This is a genomic window from Dethiobacter alkaliphilus AHT 1 (assembly GCF_000174415.1).
GTDB lineage: Bacteria > Bacillota > Dethiobacteria > Dethiobacterales > Dethiobacteraceae > Dethiobacter > Dethiobacter alkaliphilus.
This window is the reverse complement of sequence record NZ_ACJM01000007.1, coordinates 36262-56627: the sequence shown is the minus strand read 5'-3', so window position 1 is coordinate 56627 and position 20366 is coordinate 36262. Positions and strand designations below refer to the sequence as shown.

The following is a 20366-nucleotide window of genomic DNA, read 5'->3' as shown; positions in this document are numbered from 1 at the left end:
TGTGGGTAAAATGGTCAGGGGGAGAAGTAATGACTAGTGAATCTTTTCCCTATGAGCAGGAGTTTGTTGACTATCTTGAGATTGAACGGGGATTGTCGGATCGTACTGTAGACGGATACCGGATGGATATTGGCGTGTTTGCCCGGCTGATGGTGCGTGAGTTCTTTCCGCAGGGTATGGTTTTGAATCAGTTGGAAACAAAGCATGTGCGTCGGTTTCTTGTGTATTTGAAAAAAGAGAGAGACAATAATGCTGGTACCCGGAACCGAAAGCTTGCATCTTTGCGGAGTTATTTCAAGTTTCTCGAGATACATGGGTATGTGGAAAAAAATCCGGTACAACAGTTGCGGAATGTGAAGACTGCAAAGCTTTTGCCGGTTTTTCTGACTATAGATGAATCAGACAGACTGATTAACGCTGCCAAGAAGCAAGCCAAGCCACCTTACCGTGACCATGCCATGATGAGAGTGCTTTTACAAACAGGCTGCAGGGTGGAAGAGTTGGTGTCGCTGAATATAGGGAACCTTAATTTAGAAGAAAAATATATGCGGATTATCGGTAAAGGTAATAAGGAGAGGATGATTCCATTGACGGATAAAACGTGCGCGGCCCTTGCTGAGTATTTAGAAGCAAGGGTACCCAAAGATGAAAAAGAGAAAGCTGTTTTTCTGAATCACTTGGGTATGCGGATAACTTACCCGGGCGTGCAGTTGGTTTTTAATCGGCTCTGTGAAGAAGCAGGGTTAAACAGGGGGAGATTGACGGTTCACAAACTTCGACATACCTGTTTTACAATGTTGATGAATGCAGGGGTGGATTTGCCCACTATAAAAGATATTGCCGGCCATGAAAGTATTAGTTCTACGGAAATTTATGTTCATGTGACACAACGCGGGGTAAGGAAGGCGATGGCCAGGCATCCGTTGGGATAATAATTGCGCTGAATAAAAACAAACAAAACTTTGTAACATGATAACCGCGGTTATCATGTTTACAATTATTGATTATTTGCATATAATTAAAATAAAAGGTGTGGTGAAGATGGATCATAAAATGATAAGCATTAACCTTCGACGGGTTCGGGAAGAAAAGGGTTTATCTCAGTCCGAAGTAGCCCATCTTGCAGGCATATCAAGAGTAGCATACGGAAGAATTGAAAGTGGTGCCTCAATTCCCAAAGTATCAACTTTGCAAAATATTGCTGATGGAATTGATATTAAGCTTCAGGACTTATTTGTCCCGGTTAGCACTTTAAAAAAAGTTAGATTCCGTGCCACTAAAAAAATGAATAGCCGCGATTCTATTTTAACCGAGGTAAATAGATGGTTAGAAAACTTTAACTATCTAGAGAAACTGCTAAAGGATAAGCATGAGTATAAGTTTAGCAAGTTGGCCCAAGAACTTTCTGCAATGCCGGCGGGTCATGAGCGTGCTAAGGTTGCTGCTGATAAAGCGAGGAAAGTTTTGCGCCTGACTGAAAAAGAGCCTATTCGTGATATTGCAGGGTTACTCGAGTCTTGTGGCATAAAAGTACGTCCACTTCGTCTTGCTTCAGAAGGGTTCTTTGGCCTGTCCGTATCTGAACATGATAAGGGGCCCGCAATTATTGTTAATGTGTGGGAGCGTATATCTGTTGAACGGTGGATTTTTAGCGCAGCACATGAGCTAGGTCATTTGCTTTTACATTTGGATGCTTATGAAGTTGGAGAAAATAATGAAAATCCAGATGAAGAAGTTGAAGCTAATATTTTTGCCTCCTATTTTTTAATGCCTAAGAGTGCGTTTGAATCAGAGTGGAACGACACTTATGGCCTGCCCTTTGTGGATCGTGTTCTTAAAGTAAAACTTATTTTTCGGGTGAGTTACAAGACTGTGCTCTATCGCCTATCTGAAAAGACAGGCAACTCCATATGGGGAAAATTTAAGGTTGCATATAAAGCTCGAACAGGAAAGACGTTGCTCCTTGCTGATGAACCTAATAGATTATCTCCGGATAGTTTTCAACAATCTCCGGAAGTGCTCCGCTCTAACGAACCGGACTCAATTTCACCGTCACATTTTATAGAAGACCGCCTATATAAGCTTGTAAGAACTGCTATAGAAAATGATGAGATCACCATGAGTCGGGGCGCGGAAATTCTTAGGTTAGACCTGGAAAATATGCGTGAAATCGTTGGCTCATGGGTGTAACAATGAAGAAGGAAAAGCGATTTCTAATATTGGATGCGAATACCCTTATCGACTTTTATAAAAGTGATAGGATGCTTATAAAGTTATTTACGACCTATCTTGGTGAAATATATTTGGCTAAGCCTGTTTTCGATGAGGTCTGGGAGATTAACGCGAATGATTGTATAGAGCTGGGAATTATTTTGGTTGAGCCTGGGCTAGAGCAACTACTGCTTGCATCAGAGGGTACAGGCTCCCTTTCTTTTCAGGATAAGTTGTGCTACATCCTGGCAAAGGATAATCAGTGGGCGTGTGTTACAAATGATAAACCTTTAAGAAGGGTGTGTCAGGCTGAAGACATTGAAGTAGTATGGGGAATTGAATTGATTTGCATTCTTGTTGAGTCGGGTGGCTTGCCTGTTAAACAGGCAAAAGATATGATATTAAGAATCCAGAAACTCAATCCAAAATACATAACCGAAAAAATTATTCAGAAAGCATTTGAGCGTCTGGGAAAAGATTCTAAATAAATTAGAGGTATTATCCCTGCTCCGGTAAGCGTGAACTAAAAAACATGCTGCTGCTAAGAATATATGTTTCATGTAATGTGGATATAAAAGCTAGAGGGGGAGAAGCGAATGAAAGAAGAATCTTTCCCTTATCAGCAGGAGTTTACTGACTATCTTGAGATTGAACGGGGATTATCGGATGGTACTGTGGAAGGATACCGAAGGGATCTTAACATTTTTACACAACTGATGGTGCGTGAGTTCTTTCCCCAAGGTATGATTTTGGATCAGTTGGAAACAAAGCATGTGCGCCGGTTTCTTGTGTATTTGAAAAAAGAGAGAAGCAATGATGCCGGTACCAGAAACCGGAAGCTTGCATCTTTACGGAGTTATTTCAGTTTTCTTGAGATACAGGGGTATGTGGAAAGTAACCCTGTACAACAGTTGAAAAACGTAAAGACGGCAAAGTTGTTGCCGGTTTTTCTGACCAAAGATGAGTCTGACAGACTGATTAACGCTGCCAGGATGCATAACAAGCCGCCTTACCGTGACTATGCCATGATGAGAGTTCTTTTACAGACCGGTTGCCGCCTGGACGAGATGGTGTCGCTGAATTTGGATAGTCTGAACCTGGAAGACCGCTATATGCGGATTATCGGGAAAGGAAATAAGGAAAGAATGATTCCGCTGACGGATAAAACGTGCGCAGCGCTGGCAGAGTATCTGGCAGGAAGATTGCCTGAGGATAAAAATGAGCAGGCTGTTTTTCTCAATCAGAGGGGGAGGCGGATATCTCACCGGGGTGTGCAGTTGATTTTCAATCAGACTTGCAAAGAAGCGGGACTGAACAAAGAGCGGCTTACGGTTCATAAGCTTCGGCATACCTGCTTTACCATGTTGTTAAATGCAGGCGTTGATTTGCCCACTATTAAAGATATTGCCGGGCATGAGAATATAAGTTCCACGGAAATCTATGTTCATGTAACTCAAAGAGAGATCAGAAGTGCCATGGCCAAGCATCCGTTAGGATAGGTCCACTTTGTTTGTAGTCGGACATTCTTTACGTCTTTCTTTATGGGATACTGTTCTTTAATAAGCCCTGCAAAGGAGGAATTTTTATCATTACAAGAGTATTTATGGGCCGGCAGGAATCTAACCTCTCTACGAGAATACATGATTTAAAAAGCAGATGGTAGCCAATTATTAAATAGGTGGTGAAGCTATGCTTTTTAAGGAGTTACTCAATACTGTGGATTATGAAGATGTCTGGAAAATACTAGACAGCGAGTATTGCCATGAGGAAGGTGCTTATGAAATATATAAGCACGTAATAGAAGAATTAAAATCCCTTCTGGCGAAGCCCAGTGAACAGCCGACTACATTAGTGGTAGCTAAAATAAAAAATATTTTGGAACCAAATGGAGTTATTTTTGATGTTTTTGGAGTATTTGAGGATGATAAAGAACGCTATTCATTGTCAATGGAGCCTTGGGAAGAGTGGAATGGGTTTAATGTTTTGGATAAATCAATTCAAATTTATGGGGCACCGGCAGTAGTAGCACATGCTATATATGAATTGACTTTCTACGGGTATTCTGCAGAAGGGGCAGCTAAAAGAGTAGCCAAAGAAAAGCAGATACTAAAGAGGCGCCTTGACGAAATAGAAAGAGGCGAGACTGAGCTAATACCCTATGAAGAAGTTAGGGCCGATCTTGGTATTGCTGATAATCGCACCCCGGAAGAAAAAGAGCAACAGAAAAAGCAAATGGAAAAAGCCCATGCTGAAAATCAAGAGGTTTATAAAATGCTGCTGGGCTGGGTCTAGTGGAAACCGTATTTCGTATGGGGGTGCACTATGAAGATAGTTTTTAGAGGGGTGCTGAAATCTGTTCAGCCAAGGATCAGGTTGATTAGGTCTTTTGATGAGGCTTCGCATAATTATCTTGGGTACGCATTATTGTTTGCAGGTGTTATTGGTGAAGAACAGATGTCTTTTTCCGTAGGTATCGGAAAAGCTGCTCAGGCCAAGCATTTGTTTCGAGTCGGAGATGAGGCGTCCGGAGAATGCCTGCCTGTGGCGGACAAAAGGCTGGAGACGGTAGCGTTTTATAAAGTATCAAAATTAAAAAAGGTGGGGAGCGCAGATATTGCCGGAAAAAAACCGCCGCCCTGGGAAGATATTGCACCGGGTCTTGAGACGTACCGCAACAGGGGCCGCCGGAGGCTGTCTGCCAGAACATATGACAGCAAGTGTTTATCCTGCATATGGGGTTGTCGGATGCCGGTTGAGATAATTGTGGATCACTGGAATCCGGGGCAGAGGGAATACCGTTTTGAGACTTTCTGCTACGGGCCTCTTTCCTGTAAGTTCTATAAGGCAGGGCCAACGAGGAAAGTGCCGGGAAGAAAAGGCATGGTATATGAAGAGGAAGACTGGGTGGACGAGGAAGCAACGAGCCACAGGGAAGGGGAAGAGTAAAAGCGGCAAGAAAGTAGATGATACTTGTACAGGAAATATTAGTTAAAGATAGAAATAATACGTACTAGCCTGGGGAAATGAGGTGTCCTTTTGAATAATTTAAAAGACATCAGATGGAAGCAGAGATTTCAAAACTTTGAAAAATCGTTTTCGTTGTTAGAGAAATATATTGCCCAAAAGGAAAAAAACGAACTGGAGAAAGCGGGTATTATTCAGTTTTTTGAAATGACTTTTGAGTTATCGTGGAAATTGCTGAAAGACTACCTGGAGGCTGTGGGATATGTTGTCAACAGCCCCCGGGAGGCTATTAAGCAGTCATTTCAAAAGTGAATTTATTGAAGATGGTGATGTTTGGATTGATGCTCTTATGAAAAGAAATTTGACCGTTTATACTTATAATGATGAAGTGGCTGAGAAGCTGCTTAGAGAAATACATGAGTTGTATTTTCCGCAGTTAAAGAAATTATATGAGAAGCTAAAAAGGGAACTGTAATATGTTTGGATTATCTGAAAAAAACCTGATATATATCAGAGAAGGCATTAAGACGTTTGCTGAAATTGAACGGGCTGTGGTTTTTGGCAGCAGGGCTATGGGTAACTATAAGCGGGGTTCTGACATAGATATTGCAATTGCAGGAAAGAACGTTACCGGAGAAACCGTTGCTAAGCTAAGCGAGTATTTGAACGAAGTAGCACCTTTACCGTATTACGTTGATGTGGTTGACTATAATGAGATCTCCAATGAAGAATTAAGAAAACATATAGATACAAAGGGCATTGAATTAAACATTAATAGTGAAGGCTAAGTTTCCGTATTGCAGTCTATGAGCCTTCTATTCTGCTTCTTGGGAAGAGTATGATAATGTAGAAGATTGGCCGGGCAGAATAGCAGGCGGCTGTTGTTCAAAAAAGGAGCTGCTGGAGGCAGGTGACCCTGCAGCGCATTATGATTTGGACGAAGAACCCTCCTCTGGGAATTAATCCTTGAGGAGGGTTTTTGCGAAAAAAGGGGATTTATGATGTTTGTCGAAACTATGGATTTAAGCTGATGTAAGAGGAGAGCTATGATGGAGAGGATGCTTAAGCTACCGGTTACTAAGGCTGCCATAGTGGTTAGTATTATTGCGGTTTTGGTAACTATGAGTTTTTATAACTTTTTGTTATTCCACACTTTAGTGGAGCTCTTTAGTGTGCTTGTGGCATTTGGGATAGCTGCCATTGCTTTTCATACCAGCCAGTTAACCGAGGAACGCAACGATTTTCTGAACTTTTTTGGTGTGGCTTATTTATGTATTGGGTTTTTAGATTTGTTACATACCCTGGCCTATGACGGCATGGGGGTCTTTCCCGGCAATACTGCAAACCTGGCCACGCAGTTGTGGATTATACCCAGGTATATCGAGGCCTTTACGTTTCTGGCCGTTCCTTTTTTGATGGCCAATCCTGGCCGCAGAATTAGAATACATTATCTAATTCCCGTTATTTCTTTGGTGCTTTTAGCGTCTGTTTTTGCCGGAATTTTTCCGGATAGTTTTATTCCCGGTGAAGGGCTTACTCCGTTTAAAATTATCAGTGAGTACATTATTTCCACAATTCTGCTGATCTCCGGTATTCTGATTTGGAGAAACAAGGAAAAGTTTGATAAAGAAGTTGTAAAATATTTGCTGCTGGCCTGTGGGGCAACAATCTTGGCAGAACTGTCTTTTACTTTTTATGTATCGGTGTATGGTTTTTCCAATATGGTGGGTCATTTATTTAACGTGGCATCATATTATTTTATCTATGTGATTATGATTCGCAAAAAGTTGCTGGAACCGTATGAGGTTATCAATGATTTATATCAAAATCTGGATAAGAAGGTAAAGGTCAGGACCAGAGAGCTGGAAGTTGCCAATATGCGTTTGGCCCAAGGGCAGAGGAGGCTCTCGCAGCTAAACGAGAAGCTGGGTGAGAGCAATCGCTTAAAGAGTGAGTTTACGGCCACCATGACGCATGAGCTGCGTACGCCTCTTACCTCTGTAGTTGCTTTTTGTGAGTTGATGCTGGATGAAGTGTCCGGCCCCATTACCCCGGAGCAACGGGAAAACCTGCTGGATATTAAAACCTCGGCCCAACAGCTGATGGTTTTGGTGAACGATATTTTAGATATGGCTAAGCATGAGGCGGGTAGCTTGCGAATTCATAAAGAGAAAGTGGATTTAAACGATGTGCTACGGATGGTGCGGCGCAGCATGAGTGCCATTGCCCATCAAAACGGCATCAGCCTGGATGTAGAAAAAACAACGTTGCCGTTTGTGTACGGAGACAGGGACAGGATTCAACAGATGGTTGTAAACCTGGTTGCCAATGCCATCAAGTTTACCAAAGACGGTGGCCGAATCACCGTGTCAGCCAACGGAGAAGGGGATTTTGCCATAATTTCTGTCCAGGATACCGGCATTGGTATTTCGCCGGAGCTGCTGCCGCATATCTTTGAGAAATTCCGACAGGGAGACCACCCCAAACAGCGCCGTAAAGGAACCGGCTTGGGCCTGGCTCTGGTTAAGACCCTGGCTGAACTGCAGGATGGCAAAGTCGCCGTTGATAGTGAGGTGGGCGAAGGGTCGTGCTTTAAAATTTATCTTCCTTTTGCGTCGGAGCAAAACGAGACAGGGAGCATTAGCAAAGCACTCTGATGAGTAAATAGAAGTAGTGTTGCCGTAACCGGACAATATTGGGCGGACCTTGAGAAAACCTATGACACTAATCATTTAATGGTTGGTGTCATTTTATTATTGAGAATGTTATATACCTGTGACGAAGGGCTAATGTTTTCCCCAATTCTTTTTATGGGTAGCAGATGGCGCCAAGTAAGTATTGTTACAGGCTGGAGTAAAATTCTTCTTTTATGGCAGGAATTTTAAAGAAAACAAAGAACAAAAAGAAGCAAAAGGAAAATACGGTATGTTTTAACATTTGTAGCCTTCTCTACAGCAAAACCCTCACCAGTTTCCCAATAATTTTTGTGGGGGCAATGATTTTTGGGCTGATTTGGACGCTTTGCCTGGAATGAGCCGGTAGCGTAACCGACCACTTGTGGTCGGTTATTTTTATTATTAGAGATTTAGGGTGACAAATCGCAAAGTAAAGGGAGGCAGTGCATTGAAAAAAGCTGTAAGCTTGTTGTTAACCATGTTGTTGGTTCTGTCGTCATTTAGTGTAAATATTAGTAGTGGAATTTCAGTGGAAAATGTAGTGGCTGCAGAGCAGGAAGATCTTTTGACCGCTACGGATAAATACTTTACATACAGTATCTCCGGGGAGCAGGTAGAAATTACCGGGTATAGCGACGAGGGACCAAAGGACGTGGTTATTCCCGATACTTTGGAGGGTTACGCTGTAACTGGTATTTCTTTTAGGGCATTTGAAAACATGCAGCTAACCAGTGTGATTATTCCCGAGAGTGTTTCCACCATTGGTGACAGTGCCTTTAGAAACAACCAACTGAGTGAAGTTATCCTGCCTGAGAATGTTTCCGACATCGGCAGCTTTGCCTTCTCCGGCAACAGTATCTCCAAAGTGAGGCTTGAGTCCAATCTTTCGTCGGTGGGTTCGTTGTACTATGGTGTTTTTGGAGGAAATGCGATTAACGAGGTGGAATACGGCCCGGCGGTAACCCAAATACCGGAGAACTTCTTCAGGGACAGTGATCTAAGCGGTGCTGCAGCGGAGACCCTTATTATTGAAGGGATAACGCAAGTAGGTAGTTATGCTTTCCAGAACAGCGGCCTTACGGAAATTGTACTTCCGGAATCGCTTGTAAATATCGGCCGTTTCGCCTTTAGAAACAACCAACTGAGTGAAGTTATTCTGCCTGAGGGTGTTTCCACCATTGGTGACAGTGCCTTTAGAAACAACCAACTAAGTGAAGTTATCCTGCCTGAGAATGTTTCCGACATCGGCAGCTTTGCCTTCTCCGGCAACAGTATCTCCAAAGTGAGGCTTGAGTCCAATCTTTCGTCGGTGGGTTGGGTGCTCTATGGTATTTTTGGAGGAAATGCGATTAACGAGTGGAATACGGCCCGGCGGTAACCCAAATACCGGAAAACTTCTTCAGGGACAGTGATCTAAGCGGTGCTGCAGCGGAGACCCTTATTATTGAAGGGATAACGCAAGTAGGTAGTTATGCTTTCCAGAACAGCGGTCTTACGGAAATTGTACTTCCGGAATCGCTTGTAAATATTGGCCGTTTCGCCTTTAGTAACAACCAACTGAGTGAAGTTATTCTGCCTGAGGGTGTTTCCGCCATTGGCGGTAGTGCCTTTAGATACAACCAACTGAGTGAAGTTATCGTGCCTGAGAATGTTTCCGAGATCGGCAGCTCTGCCTTCTCCGGCAACAGTATCTCCAAAGTGAGGCTTGAGTCCAATCTTTCGTCGGTGGGTTCGTCGCTCCATGGTATTTTTGGAGGAAATGCGATTAACGAGGTGGAATACGGCCTGGCGGTAACCCAAATACCAGGAAATTTCTTCAGGGACAGTGATCTAAGCGGTGCTGCTGCGGAGACCCTTATTGTTGAGGGGATAACGCGGGTAGGCAGTGCTGCTTTCCAGAACAGCGGCCTTTCGGAAATAGTGCTTCCGGAGTCGGTTACAAATATCGGTAGTTACGCATTTAATAACAACCAGCTTGGCGAAATTGTTTTCCCGGATAATATAGATGATATCGGCAGGGATGCTTTTGCCGGCAACAGCATCTCCAAAGTGAGGCTAGAGTCCAATCTTTCGTCGGTGGGTTCGTCAAGTAGTGGTATTTTTAAAGATAATGTGATTAACGAGGTGGAATACGGCCCGGCGGTAACCCAAATACCAGGAAATTTCTTCAGGGACAGTGATCTAAGCGGTGCTGCTGCGGAGACCCTTATTGTTGAGGAGATAACGCGGGTAGGCAGTGCTGCTTTCCGGAACAGCGGCCTTTCGGAAATAGTGCTTCCGGAGTCGGTTACAAATATCGGTAGTTACGCATTTAATAACAACCAGCTTGGCGGAATTGTTATCCCGGATAATATAGATGATATCGGCAGGGATGCTTTTGCCGGCAACAGCATCTCCAAAGTGAGGCTAGAGGCCAACCTTTCGTCGGTGGGTTCACTTAGCTATGGTATTTTTAAAGATAATGTGATAGACGAGGTGGAATACGGCCCGGCGGTAACCCAAATACCAGGAAATTTCTTCAGGGACAGTGATCTAAGCGGTGCTGCTACGGAGAGCCTTATTGTTGAGGGGATAACGCGGGTAGGCAGTGCTGCTTTCCAGAACAGCGGCCTTTCGGAAATAGTGCTTCCGGAGTCGGTTACAAATATCGGTAGTTACGCATTTAATAACAACCAGCTTGGCGAAATTGTTATCCCGGATAATATAGATGATATCGGTAGGGATGCTTTTGCCGGCAACAGCATCTCCAAAGTGAGGCTTGAGGCCAACCTTTCGTCGGTGGGTTCACTTAGCTATGGTATTTTCGAAGAAAATATGATTAACAAGTTGGAATACGGTCCGGAGGTTTTGGTAATCCCGGGCAATTTCTTCCGGAATGCCGACTTAAGCGGTGTAGTCAATACAGACTTAGTGCCGGAGGGAATCATTAATATCGGCAGTAACGCATTTCGCAACAGCAGCTTGTCCAGTGTTGTGATACCGCACAGTGTGAGCACCATCGGAAATACGGCTTTTGCCGACAATCAGGAGGATCCGGAAGATTTAACAATTTATGGGGTTTTAGACTCTGTTTCGGCTGAGTATGCCTATCTTCACGGCCATACTTTTAAAGATATTGATGACGGTCATCTGCGTTATTATGCGGTAAGGTATGAGAGCACTGAGCATACCGGTGGGTCGGTCCCTGAGGATGCAAGCCTATATCAGGAAGGTTCTGCCGTTGTTGTAATGGGCAATACCGGCAACCTGGTCCGGACAGGGTATAATTTTGCCGGCTGGAATACGGAAGCAGACGGAAGTGGGACCTTTTATTCTGAGGGCTCCCAGTTAGTGATGGGTTCGGAGGATGTTACCCTGTATGCCCAGTGGCTTAAAGCTCCGGTGTTGTCTGCACAGAGCGGCCATTTGTCTGTGCACCTGCAATGGACATACGGCGGTGATCCCGCAGAAGTGAGTAAGTTTGATATCTACCGCTCCCCTGCTGGTAGTAATAATTATAGTCGTATCAGAACACAGACGGGCTACAGCTACACTGATTCTGTAGCGGCCGGACGCTATGATTATTATGTGCTGCTTACCGATACTGAAGGTAAAACTGCCATAAGTAATACGGTGCGTGGCGTATCCGTTGTTGAAGATCTGGAAGATCCGGTGGCGGTAATTGAGCCGGAAACCCTGCTGGCCGCAGAAGGGGTATCGTTTACCTTCTCAGGGGCGGCTTCCACCGACAATGACAGGATCGCCTCTTATGCCTGGGATTTTGGCGACGGAGCTACAGGAAGCGGTGTCAGCGCAACCCATACCTATAGCCAGGCGGGAACGTATACTGTTAGCCTCACTGTTACCGATCCTGCTGGAAACAGTAATACTGTCACCGCTGAGATTACGGTCTTAAATTTGGCCGTGGAGGACGGCTACAGGTTGGTCAGTTTTGAAGTTGTCGATGCGGTGAGTGTGGAGCCCATTGATTCAGCACAATTGATCCTGGAAGGGCAGCAGTTTGATGCGGTTGTTTCTGTTAATGAAGAAGGCCGGGCTCAGTTGGTGATGCCCGACGGCACGTACCAGCTTAATGCTTTGGCAGATGGGTATTTACCACGTTCGGCCACTGTAGTTGTAAATGAAAGTAATGATGAGGTAACTATGGGCCTTAGTGTCAGTCAGCTCGTTGCCGGTGAATTGACCGTCCATGAGATGAGCTATGAGGAAATTCTGGAAGCCGGGATTGACACCAGTGACCCGGATAACCACCATGTATACCGGTTTTCAACAGAGCTGGAGTTTATGGCGGGGCCGAGACTTTACGCGCTGCCGGTGGAAGTTTTTAAAAACAGTGCCGGCAAGATACTAAATCCCCAAGGACAGCGCTTTACACTGGGAGAGGGTTTAACGTGGGGTTCGGGCCTCAATCTAAGAATATTCCCCATCAGTGAACGTTTCTATCTGATAATTTACGGAGAAGCGCGCTGGTTAAAAGAAATGTATAAGGTGGAGCTGTTAGTCATCAATGAGTCTAATGTGGACTGGATTGAAGATTGTACAGCCGAACTGTTTTTGCCGGAAGGAATGTCTTTTGCATCAACTACCACTGGATCACAGCAGGCTCAAATAAATCTGGGTGACATACGGGAAGGTTCTTCTGCAACTACGCAATGGTTTGTGCGGGGTGATGAGGAAGGGGAGTACCACCTGAGTGCAGAGGTTACAGGCACTTTTATGCCTAATACAGAACCGTTTCACATGACTTTTGAAACAAACGAGGCGGTGAAGGTTTATGCCGGCAGTGCTCTGAATCTGAATATCACGGCACCCAGCGTGGCATTCCGAGGTGAGAGATATCACGTTTTGTTTGAGCTGGAGAACGTTTCGTCAAAGCCGATTTACAATTTGTCATTTGGTATTACAGGAGCGGAACAGTTTAAAATAATTGAGATCGGAGATGGTTCTACGGAACCGCTGATGCTAAGCGAAGAAGATTTTGGCGAGGGCATGACAAGGTCCATACCTGTTCTTGAGCCTGGAGACAAGTTTGTTATTGATTTCAGTACCACCATTTGGTTCAACTCAATCTGGGAGCTGACCGACGTGCCGATAGCCTATTACCTCACAAATGTCTTTGTCACCACGTTGGAAGGAAGTACCACCACAATTCCCCATCAGATTGAAATTAAGCAGGTGCCTCACTCCACAATTTTTGATTATGCCAAGATGTTGGCAGGAGGCGAACTGGAAGATCTGTTTATTCAGGTTATCACAGACGGTACAGTGCTGGCAGACCATGTCCCGTTGGCAAAGAATGTACGAAAAGCATACAAGCTGAGACAGGGGCCTGCCAATTCCGCGGCAAACATTTTTGTGAAGCGGGATGACGGGAGTGTTATTGACCTGAACGTGTCTAGTAGCGGCGGTGGCAGGATACAATCCGAACCACTTTGGCAGGAGTTTGATATTGTGGTGACTGCAGTGGGGCCGGGAGAGGCTACGCTGGTTGTTGAATTTGAGAATGACGGTAAAATGACTCGTTATGAGGTGCCTTTTGTAGTAGCAGATGAGGAGGCCGATCTGACCCATACTGCAGCAGTAAGTACGGCAGTGAACGGCAATCTTGCCACAAGTATCGTGGGGGTGGATGATGTTGAGGCGCTTATTGCTGGGGTGACTGCAAAAGAACATGTGGTATCCGAGCAGTACCCTTATACTTATTTTGACTCTCTGCTTGCTCTGAGGCCGGAACTTACTGCTGAAGAGGAAGGGGTGGTGACAGAAGGAGAGTTGGTGGTTCCTGGTGTATTGCTGGAAACTCTGTTTGAAGATACCTGGGGTAAACTGGGTTATCATAACCATTTGGCAGAGTTAACTTTCAGCCGGGAAGCGCTGTCGGCAATGGTGCAGGCAGCAGGAACTGAAGGCGACGTGAGTTTGGTTGCCGCAAGAGTGGATGCGGATACGCTAAAGGAAGCGCAGCGGGAGACGGCAGGCAACCGTCCCGTCTATGAGTTTGCAGTCTATAGCGGAGACGCTGAAGTTGTGCCGGGTAGAGTAGATGTTTCTATTCCTTACTCTCTAAAAGCCGGCGAAGTGGCGGAAGGGCTGGCATTATACCGGTTGGATGAAGAGGGTAGGTTGACAGAAATTGAGCATGAGTATGATGTTGATCGGGAACGGATTTTCTTTAGTACAGACTACTATGCCTGCTTTGTGATATGGTATGAAGATTTTCCTCTGGAGCCTGTGGTAGAAAGGCTGTTTGGAGCCAACCGCTTTACAACTGCTGTAGAAGTGAGCCAGAACGGCTGGCAGGACGGTTCTGATGCCGTAATCCTGGCTCGGGGTGATGACTATGCCGATGCTCTGGCAGGGGTGCCCCTGGCCTACCATTTAGATGCTCCCATCCTGCTGTCCCGCACCGACCGCCTGGAGAGTGTTACCACTGACGAGATACAGCGTCTGGACGCTTCCCGCGTTATTATCCTGGGCGGTACAGGGGCGATATCTGCAGCAGTTGAACAGGAATTAGCAGCCCTGGTTCCGGATGTGGACCGTATCGCCGGCCCGAACCGTTTTGCCACCGCAGCCCTGATTGCGGCAGAGATGGCAGAGGAAGGAGCAGTTTTTGATACCACTATGGTGGCGGTGGGCACCAACTTTGCTGATGCCCTGTCCGCCAGCTCTTATGCCGCTGTGAATGGGTACCCCATTCTGCTTACCCGTAACGACAGACTCCCTTCAGCGACAGAAGAAGTGTTAAATGAGTTGGCTATCAACGAAACCTTTGTCATCGGTGGTGATGCGGCGGTGGGAAGCGCTGTTTTCAGCCAGCTTCCAAACCCGAAGCGCATCTACGGCAGCAACCGCTACGAAACCTCCATCGCTTTGGCAGAAAAATTCCTTCCGCCGGGTACCGGTCATGTATATATGGCCACAGGACTGGACTTTCCCGATGCCATTGCCGGTGGGGGGCTGGCGGCAAAGAATAACAGTGGTGTCCTTTTAGTACGGGGGATCAGCAGTGAGCCCAACACAGTGCTGCAAGAATTCATAGCTGATTGTGGCATAACCTCGGTTACTATTTTTGGCGGCAGTGCAGCTGTGGGTGAAAGCATTGAAGACTGGTTGAAGGATAATCTTTAAGAAGAAGTAAGATTCTAAGAAAAGGGAGACCCTGCGCTATCTGAGGCAGATCTCCCTTTTTGTTGGATTTTTTTCTTAACGTAGCAGCAATTTTTGGCTCCGTGTACAAAAATAAGCACCCATGGGTGCTTATTTTTATTGGGGCGCGATAAACATTTGTGTCCAGTAGTGGCGTAAGTTGCTGGGGTCATTTGCATTGTAATAATATCCGATGCCGATGTGAGTCAGGTTGGGGTTTAGGATGTTTGCCCGGTGGCCTGGACTGTTCATCCAGGCATTAACAAGGGTCTGGGGTGAAAGAAAACCTGCTGCCAGATTTTCTGCTGCCCTGGTGTATGAAATTCCGTAATGGCTCATCATGTCAAAGGGGCTACCGTAGATGGGTGAGTTGTGGTCAAAGTACTGGTTGTCGTACATATCCTTAGACTTTATCTCTGCCACTTCAGAAAGCTCTGCGTGGTATTGTAGCGGGGCTAGTCCATGTTTTTCCCGTTCAAGATTTGTTAGGTCAAACACTCTTTGAATTCGCTCTGGAAGCGGAGGGTTTAGCGCCGAGGCAAGTAAATTTACAGCGTTTGCGGAGACGGCTTTCTCACCGCCAAGTATGGTAAACTTTGTGATTCCGGTATCGTTTACAATGGTTTGAATGGATTGAGGAATCTGTTCCGGTTGGACAAGGAGAATAGCAGTATGTTCTTTTGCTGCCAAAGCTGAGCCAGTTAGTGCGTCTGCAAAGTTCAGTGCCGTGGCTATATAAGCTTTATCGGTTGATATGTCTAAAGTCTGAAATATTTGTTCTACAGTCTCAAATCGGCTGCTTCCGGCAATTCTTTGGGGTTCCGGCAGGCTGGAGAGGACACTGTTGCTGATAACACGAGATCCGCCGATAACGATAGTGTTGCTGATTCCTGTGAGAGCGCTTTGAGTAGCAGAAGGAAGACTGTCTGTTGTAGATAGCAGGATGGGATATCCGTTAATGGCTGCATAGGAGGCGATGGAGAGAGCATCGGGAAAATCCTGTCCGTAAGCAATAATGGCTGTGTTGCTGGAAGGCATATTTTCTGCTATCAGCTGAGCAGTTTCATAACGGTTTGTCCCACCTATGCGCTCAACTGTAAGGCCCATGTTTGTTAATTGGTCTTCAACTGCTTGTGAGACTGCTGCATACCCACCCAATATTATAGCTTTTTTGGCACCAAGCCGGTCTACTTCTGCAGCTGTCAATGGATTTAAGGAGTTAGGCTGGGTCAGCAGGATCGGAGCATCGTGTTGGTAGGCCAGTGGAGTGCCGGCCAGAGCATCAGGAAAATCATCCCCGCGGGCAATTAAAACCGTGTGAGCGGCATCCCAGCCGCTGCGGGATATCTCAACGGCCGTTTCATAACGGTTAGAGCCATACAGCCTGTGTGTGGCTGCCTCAGTGATGGTGGCAGTAAAGAAAATAAATAAAAAGGTCAACAGTACACAAATTTTTGCGGAATGCATTTTCATAATTATTCCCCCCCCAGTGAATTACCAGGGTGTAGGAAGCAATAAAAAAACCTGCACAGGTGCAGGTTGTTCCTACCCCGGCGACCCGGCTGCCATAGCAATGCTTTAGGCCCGTGGCTTTGCGTCCCCGTCTTTCGACGGGTTTGCCTTTATCAAGGATTGTTTATATTTACCATTATAATGTAATTAGGAGTCTTTGACAATAACTTTTTTTTATTTTGACAGCAATTTAAAACCAGAGGTTTAACGAAAAGTGACGGTTCGATAAGAGGAACTGTAACTTATATTGGCGAAATAATATATTTTAGCCTGACAAAAGAATAAGGAGTGCCGTATGAAAATAATAAAAAGATTAATAAGTACTTTAGTAATCATATCGTTAATCACCATCTATTTGCCCGTCCAGCTATTTGCTGGCAGAGTTGATGTTGGTGTGACTTCACAAAAAATTAGTGCTCAGGTGACCGATTCACTTAAGGCTGATGAGTTTGTTGATGTTTTAATAATACTCAATGAACAAGCTGATACAAAGAAAGCAGCAGCCGACGTGCGAAAAGCAGTTCCTGCCGGTATGCCCGAAAAAGCAATAAAGAAAGCCGCAAGGGTTTCTGTAGTTAATACCTTAAAGAAAAATGCAGAAGTTACTCAAAAAAGCTTAATAAACTTATTATCAGAAGAACAGGAAAAAGGAAATGTTAAAGAATTTCGTGAGTACTACATTGTTAACCTTATTTATGCAAAGGTAAATAGGGTCGCTCTCGATGTTATAGCACAACATGCGGATGTAGGAAATATTCTGCCCAATAATGAATTTCAGGTACATAATACAAATATAGAAAGTATAAATAGTTTTTCACCATCTGGAGTTTATGGTGTTAAATGGAATTTAGAGAGAATTAATGCGCCCCTTGTGTGGAATCAATATGGAATAACCGGGGATGGTGTGGTGATAGGTATAATTGATACTGGTGTTGATTGGCACCATGAGGCTCTCAGAGAAAAATGGCGGGGCTATGATGGTGGAAGCATTGATCCTGATTTTAATTGGTTTGATGCGGTTAATCAACACGCTCTTCCAATTGATCTTAATAACCATGGAACACATGTAACCGGTACAATTTTAGGTTCAGTAGAAGAGATGCAAGGTTATTTTGGTGTGGCTCCCGAAGCTAAGTGGATTGCAGCAAATGCTTTTGGATCCGACGGAACAGCTAAGTCCTCTGATATTTTAGCAGCAGCTCAATATATGTTAGCTCCTACAGATATTAATGGTGTGGCTCATCCTGACAAAGCTCCTGATGTGATAAATAATTCCTGGGGCGGTAATGTGCCCGGAGAGAATGATGAATGGTTTAGGCCAATGGTTCAGGCTTGGAGAGATGCGCAGATACTCCCCGTTTTTGCCGCCGGGAACTTAGGAACATATGGTTCGGGCTCTATTTCACACCCTGCAAATTATCCGGAAAGTTTTTCTGTTGCCGCTACGGATAACAATGATTACTTGGCAATGTTTTCCAGCAGGGGGCCATCTCCTTACTTCGATAATATAAAGCCTGACATATCGGCTCCAGGAGTACAAATACTTTCTTCTATTACCGGAGGTGAATATGGTTATTCCAGCGGTACTTCGATGGCCGCTCCGCATGTTGCCGGGGTAGCCGCATTATTACTGGAAGCAAAGCCGGAGTTAACCATTGAACAACTAGAAGAAGTAATAAAAGACACATCCAGGCCATTAGAAGATCAAGAGTTCACAGGCTCTCCTAATTTTGGTTATGGATATGGCCTGATAGATGCTTTTGCAGCAGTTAGTCATGTGCTAAACGGTAGTTCTGATGTACCTGTATCCGGTGTGACGATAAATTATAATGCTTTGAATTTTAAGCTAGGTGAAAACGGCACACAACTTACGGCAAAAGTAGAGCCGAGTAACGCTTCAGAGCAAGGCGTTGTCTGGAAAAGCAGCAATGAAAGTGTTGCAAAAGTAATAGATGGATTTGTTTATCCTGTGGATCCGGGTATGGCTACTATTGAGGCCATTACGGTAGACGGTTCGTATGTGTCAGAAACTAATGTTAGGGTTACACACGTTAACAGGATTTTTGGTTTTGACAGGTATTCTACTGCAACTACCATTAGTGAATCAGGTTGGACACAAAGCCAGACGGTGGTTTTGGCCAGAGGTGATCAATATGCAGATGCTCTGGCTGGGGTACCATTAGCTTATCAGCTTGATGCACCTATTCTCCTAACCAGGCCTCATAGTTTGCCCACTGCTACTAAAAGAGAAATTGGCAGGTTACAACCGGAGAGAGTAATTATTCTAGGTGGTACCGGTGCGATATCAGAGGCAGTAGAAGATGAGTTAATTAAAATGGGGCTTGAGGCAGATCGTATTGCCGGTAAAAATCGTTTTGATACAGCAGCTTCTATTGCACAGCGAATAGCACCTTATGGGCTAGAAACAGCAATTGTTGCTACAGGATTTAACTTTCCCGATGCCCTCGCTGTAGCTTCTTATGCTGCCAGGGAAGGGTATCCTATAGTCCTTACAAGGGATGATGTGCTACCTGAAGAGTCCAGCAAATTATTTGATATGCTCGGCGTTAAGGAAACTATTGTTGTTGGCGGCACTAATGTTATTTCTGACGCTGTTTTAGATGACTTGCCTGGTCCTAAGCGTTTGGCTGGAAGAGACCGCTTTAGTACTGCTGTGGACGTTGCAGATTACTTTGCTCCAGATATGAAAGAGGTGTTTATCGCTACAGGTGGTGATTATGCTGATGCCATAACCGGGGCGGTCTTGGCTGCCAGAAATGAAGCAGGGATTTTGCTGGTGAGAAAAGATGCCGTGCCGGATATTGTCAGGAAATTCATTACAGATAACCAAGCATATTGGGTTACGGTCCTTGGGGGTTCCGCTGCCGTTAATTCTGAGCTAGACGCAGAGTTCTGGCAGATGATTTATTATAGCGGTAATTAACTTATTTTCAAAAACCTCCTATGGTGAGTTGCGACTGCCATAGGAGGTTTTTTGCTGCTTAGAGCTCTTAAAGTCAGACATAGGAATGTATGATAGTATTGATGTGCTGGGTGATTGGATTTATTACTTGGAACAGGGGAGCGCCAACATTTATCGCAAACCCATTAACAATGGCAACTGGGAATTAATCACCATTGAATAGTTTAGGCTAATTATCAGTAGAGAAGAAGCCTCTTGACAGGGGAGGCTTTTTAGAGTATTATATGAATGAATAAAAAATTATTCATTCAGGAGGATGGGTGATGAAGGTAGATAAAGCTGATATCTTTGTAAATGCTAGGGAGCTGTTTGCGGCTAAGGGATTTAAGGATACCAGTATTTCTGATATTACCAAGAAGACGGGTATTGCGGTGGGTAGTTTTTATAAGTTTTACGGGGCTAAGGAAGAAGTTTTTCTGGATGTGTTTATGGCAGAAAGTGAGCAGTTGAAGAAGGAAATTATGGCTGAAGTTGACCTGGACGATGAACCGGTTGCTGTGATAAAGGAAGCCACGGCAAAAATGTTTGTGGCCATCAGGGAAAACCCTATTTTGCGGGAATGGTACAGCAGGGATGTTTACGCTAAATTGGAGAAATATATTTATGAACAGGATGGGGCTGATAAGTGGGAAGATGAATACTCCTATAACCTGTTTACCGGCATCATAAAAAAATGGCAGCAAGAGGGGAAATTCAGAAATGATATTGACAGCGACATGATTTTAGCCATCTTTAACACATTTCAATATATTGATATGCATAAAGAGGAAATCGGCAGTCAGTATTTTCCCCAGCTGATGGAGCATATGGTGGAGTTTATTGTAAAAGGGCTGCAGGAGAAGAACTGATTTTTTTAAAATAAAATGAATGAA

At 44.7% G+C, this 20366-nt stretch carries 15 protein-coding genes and 2 riboswitches; of the genes, 14 read left to right on the top strand and 1 reads right to left on the bottom strand.

Features of this window, described 5'->3' with window-relative positions; all coding sequences use genetic code 11:
• Positions 1-29: 29 nt before the first annotated feature.
• The 12 genes from DEALDRAFT_RS07845 (at position 30) to DEALDRAFT_RS15985 (ending at position 14981) form a co-directional block, all read left to right on the top strand.
• Positions 30-932, top strand: coding sequence for a tyrosine-type recombinase/integrase (locus tag DEALDRAFT_RS07845; protein WP_008516452.1), 903 nt, complete (start codon positions 30-32; stop codon positions 930-932).
• 109 nt (positions 933-1041) lie between these two features.
• Entirely contained in the window at positions 1042-2190 is a 1149-nt protein-coding gene (locus DEALDRAFT_RS07840) for a helix-turn-helix domain-containing protein (RefSeq protein WP_040378715.1), read from the top strand.
• A gap of 2 nt (positions 2191-2192) precedes the next feature.
• The gene (locus tag DEALDRAFT_RS07835) at positions 2193-2699 is read left to right on the top strand and encodes a hypothetical protein (RefSeq protein ID WP_008516450.1); all 507 of its coding nucleotides are present in this window, start codon (positions 2193-2195) and stop codon (positions 2697-2699) included.
• A 108-nt stretch (positions 2700-2807) separates the two neighbouring features.
• Positions 2808-3710 carry a tyrosine-type recombinase/integrase gene (locus DEALDRAFT_RS07830; RefSeq protein ID WP_008516449.1) on the top strand — a complete coding sequence of 301 codons (903 nt, stop codon included), beginning with the start codon at positions 2808-2810 and terminating at the stop codon, positions 3708-3710.
• Positions 3711-3900: 190 nt separating this feature from the next.
• The gene (locus tag DEALDRAFT_RS07825; protein WP_008516448.1) at positions 3901-4503 is read left to right on the top strand and encodes a DUF6557 family protein; all 603 of its coding nucleotides are present in this window, start codon (positions 3901-3903) and stop codon (positions 4501-4503) included.
• Between the two features lie 30 nt (positions 4504-4533).
• Positions 4534-5157 carry a hypothetical protein gene (locus tag DEALDRAFT_RS07820; protein WP_008516446.1) on the top strand — a complete coding sequence of 208 codons (624 nt, stop codon included), beginning with the start codon at positions 4534-4536 and terminating at the stop codon, positions 5155-5157.
• Between the two features lie 90 nt (positions 5158-5247).
• Positions 5248-5487 carry a nucleotidyltransferase substrate binding protein gene (locus tag DEALDRAFT_RS17245; protein WP_008516445.1) on the top strand — a complete coding sequence of 80 codons (240 nt, stop codon included), beginning with the start codon at positions 5248-5250 and terminating at the stop codon, positions 5485-5487.
• Positions 5488-5524: 37 nt separating this feature from the next.
• Positions 5525-5650, top strand: a complete 126-nt coding sequence (locus tag DEALDRAFT_RS17240) for a nucleotidyltransferase substrate binding protein (RefSeq protein ID WP_243441149.1) — start codon at positions 5525-5527, stop codon at positions 5648-5650.
• A 1-nt stretch (position 5651) separates the two neighbouring features.
• Positions 5652-5963 (top strand): nucleotidyltransferase family protein, encoded by a 312-nt coding sequence (locus tag DEALDRAFT_RS07810; protein ID WP_008516443.1) that lies wholly within the window; start codon positions 5652-5654, stop codon positions 5961-5963.
• Positions 5964-6221: 258 nt separating this feature from the next.
• Complete coding sequence (locus DEALDRAFT_RS15990; RefSeq protein ID WP_050780790.1) at positions 6222-7832, top strand: sensor histidine kinase; 1611 nt, start codon at positions 6222-6224, stop codon at positions 7830-7832.
• Positions 7833-8154: 322 nt separating this feature from the next.
• A riboswitch (cyclic di-GMP riboswitch) is annotated at positions 8155-8237 on the top strand.
• Between the two features lie 61 nt (positions 8238-8298).
• Complete coding sequence (locus DEALDRAFT_RS07800; RefSeq protein WP_008516441.1) at positions 8299-9228, top strand: leucine-rich repeat domain-containing protein; 930 nt, start codon at positions 8299-8301, stop codon at positions 9226-9228.
• The gene (locus DEALDRAFT_RS15985) at positions 9207-14981 is read left to right on the top strand and encodes a leucine-rich repeat protein (RefSeq protein WP_008516440.1); all 5775 of its coding nucleotides are present in this window, start codon (positions 9207-9209) and stop codon (positions 14979-14981) included. The genes DEALDRAFT_RS07800 and DEALDRAFT_RS15985 overlap by 22 nt, the downstream gene beginning before the upstream one ends.
• Positions 14982-15116: 135 nt before the next feature.
• On the opposite strand, the gene DEALDRAFT_RS07790 is transcribed toward DEALDRAFT_RS15985, so the two are convergent.
• Positions 15117-16472, bottom strand: a complete 1356-nt coding sequence (locus DEALDRAFT_RS07790) for a cell wall-binding repeat-containing protein (RefSeq protein ID WP_008516438.1) — start codon at positions 16470-16472, stop codon at positions 15117-15119.
• A 76-nt stretch (positions 16473-16548) separates the two neighbouring features.
• A riboswitch (cyclic di-GMP riboswitch) is annotated at positions 16549-16630 on the bottom strand.
• 176 nt (positions 16631-16806) lie between these two features.
• Here DEALDRAFT_RS07790 and DEALDRAFT_RS15980 point away from each other — a divergent pair.
• Together DEALDRAFT_RS15980 and DEALDRAFT_RS07780 are read left to right on the top strand one after the other, a co-directional pair.
• On the top strand, positions 16807-19455 hold the full coding sequence (locus DEALDRAFT_RS15980) for a S8 family serine peptidase (protein ID WP_008516436.1): 2649 nt from the start codon (positions 16807-16809) through the stop codon (positions 19453-19455).
• A gap of 302 nt (positions 19456-19757) precedes the next feature.
• A complete protein-coding gene (locus DEALDRAFT_RS07780; protein ID WP_008516434.1) occupies positions 19758-20342 on the top strand; it encodes a TetR/AcrR family transcriptional regulator in 585 nt (194 codons plus the stop codon).
• The last annotated feature ends 24 nt before the right edge of the window (positions 20343-20366 follow it).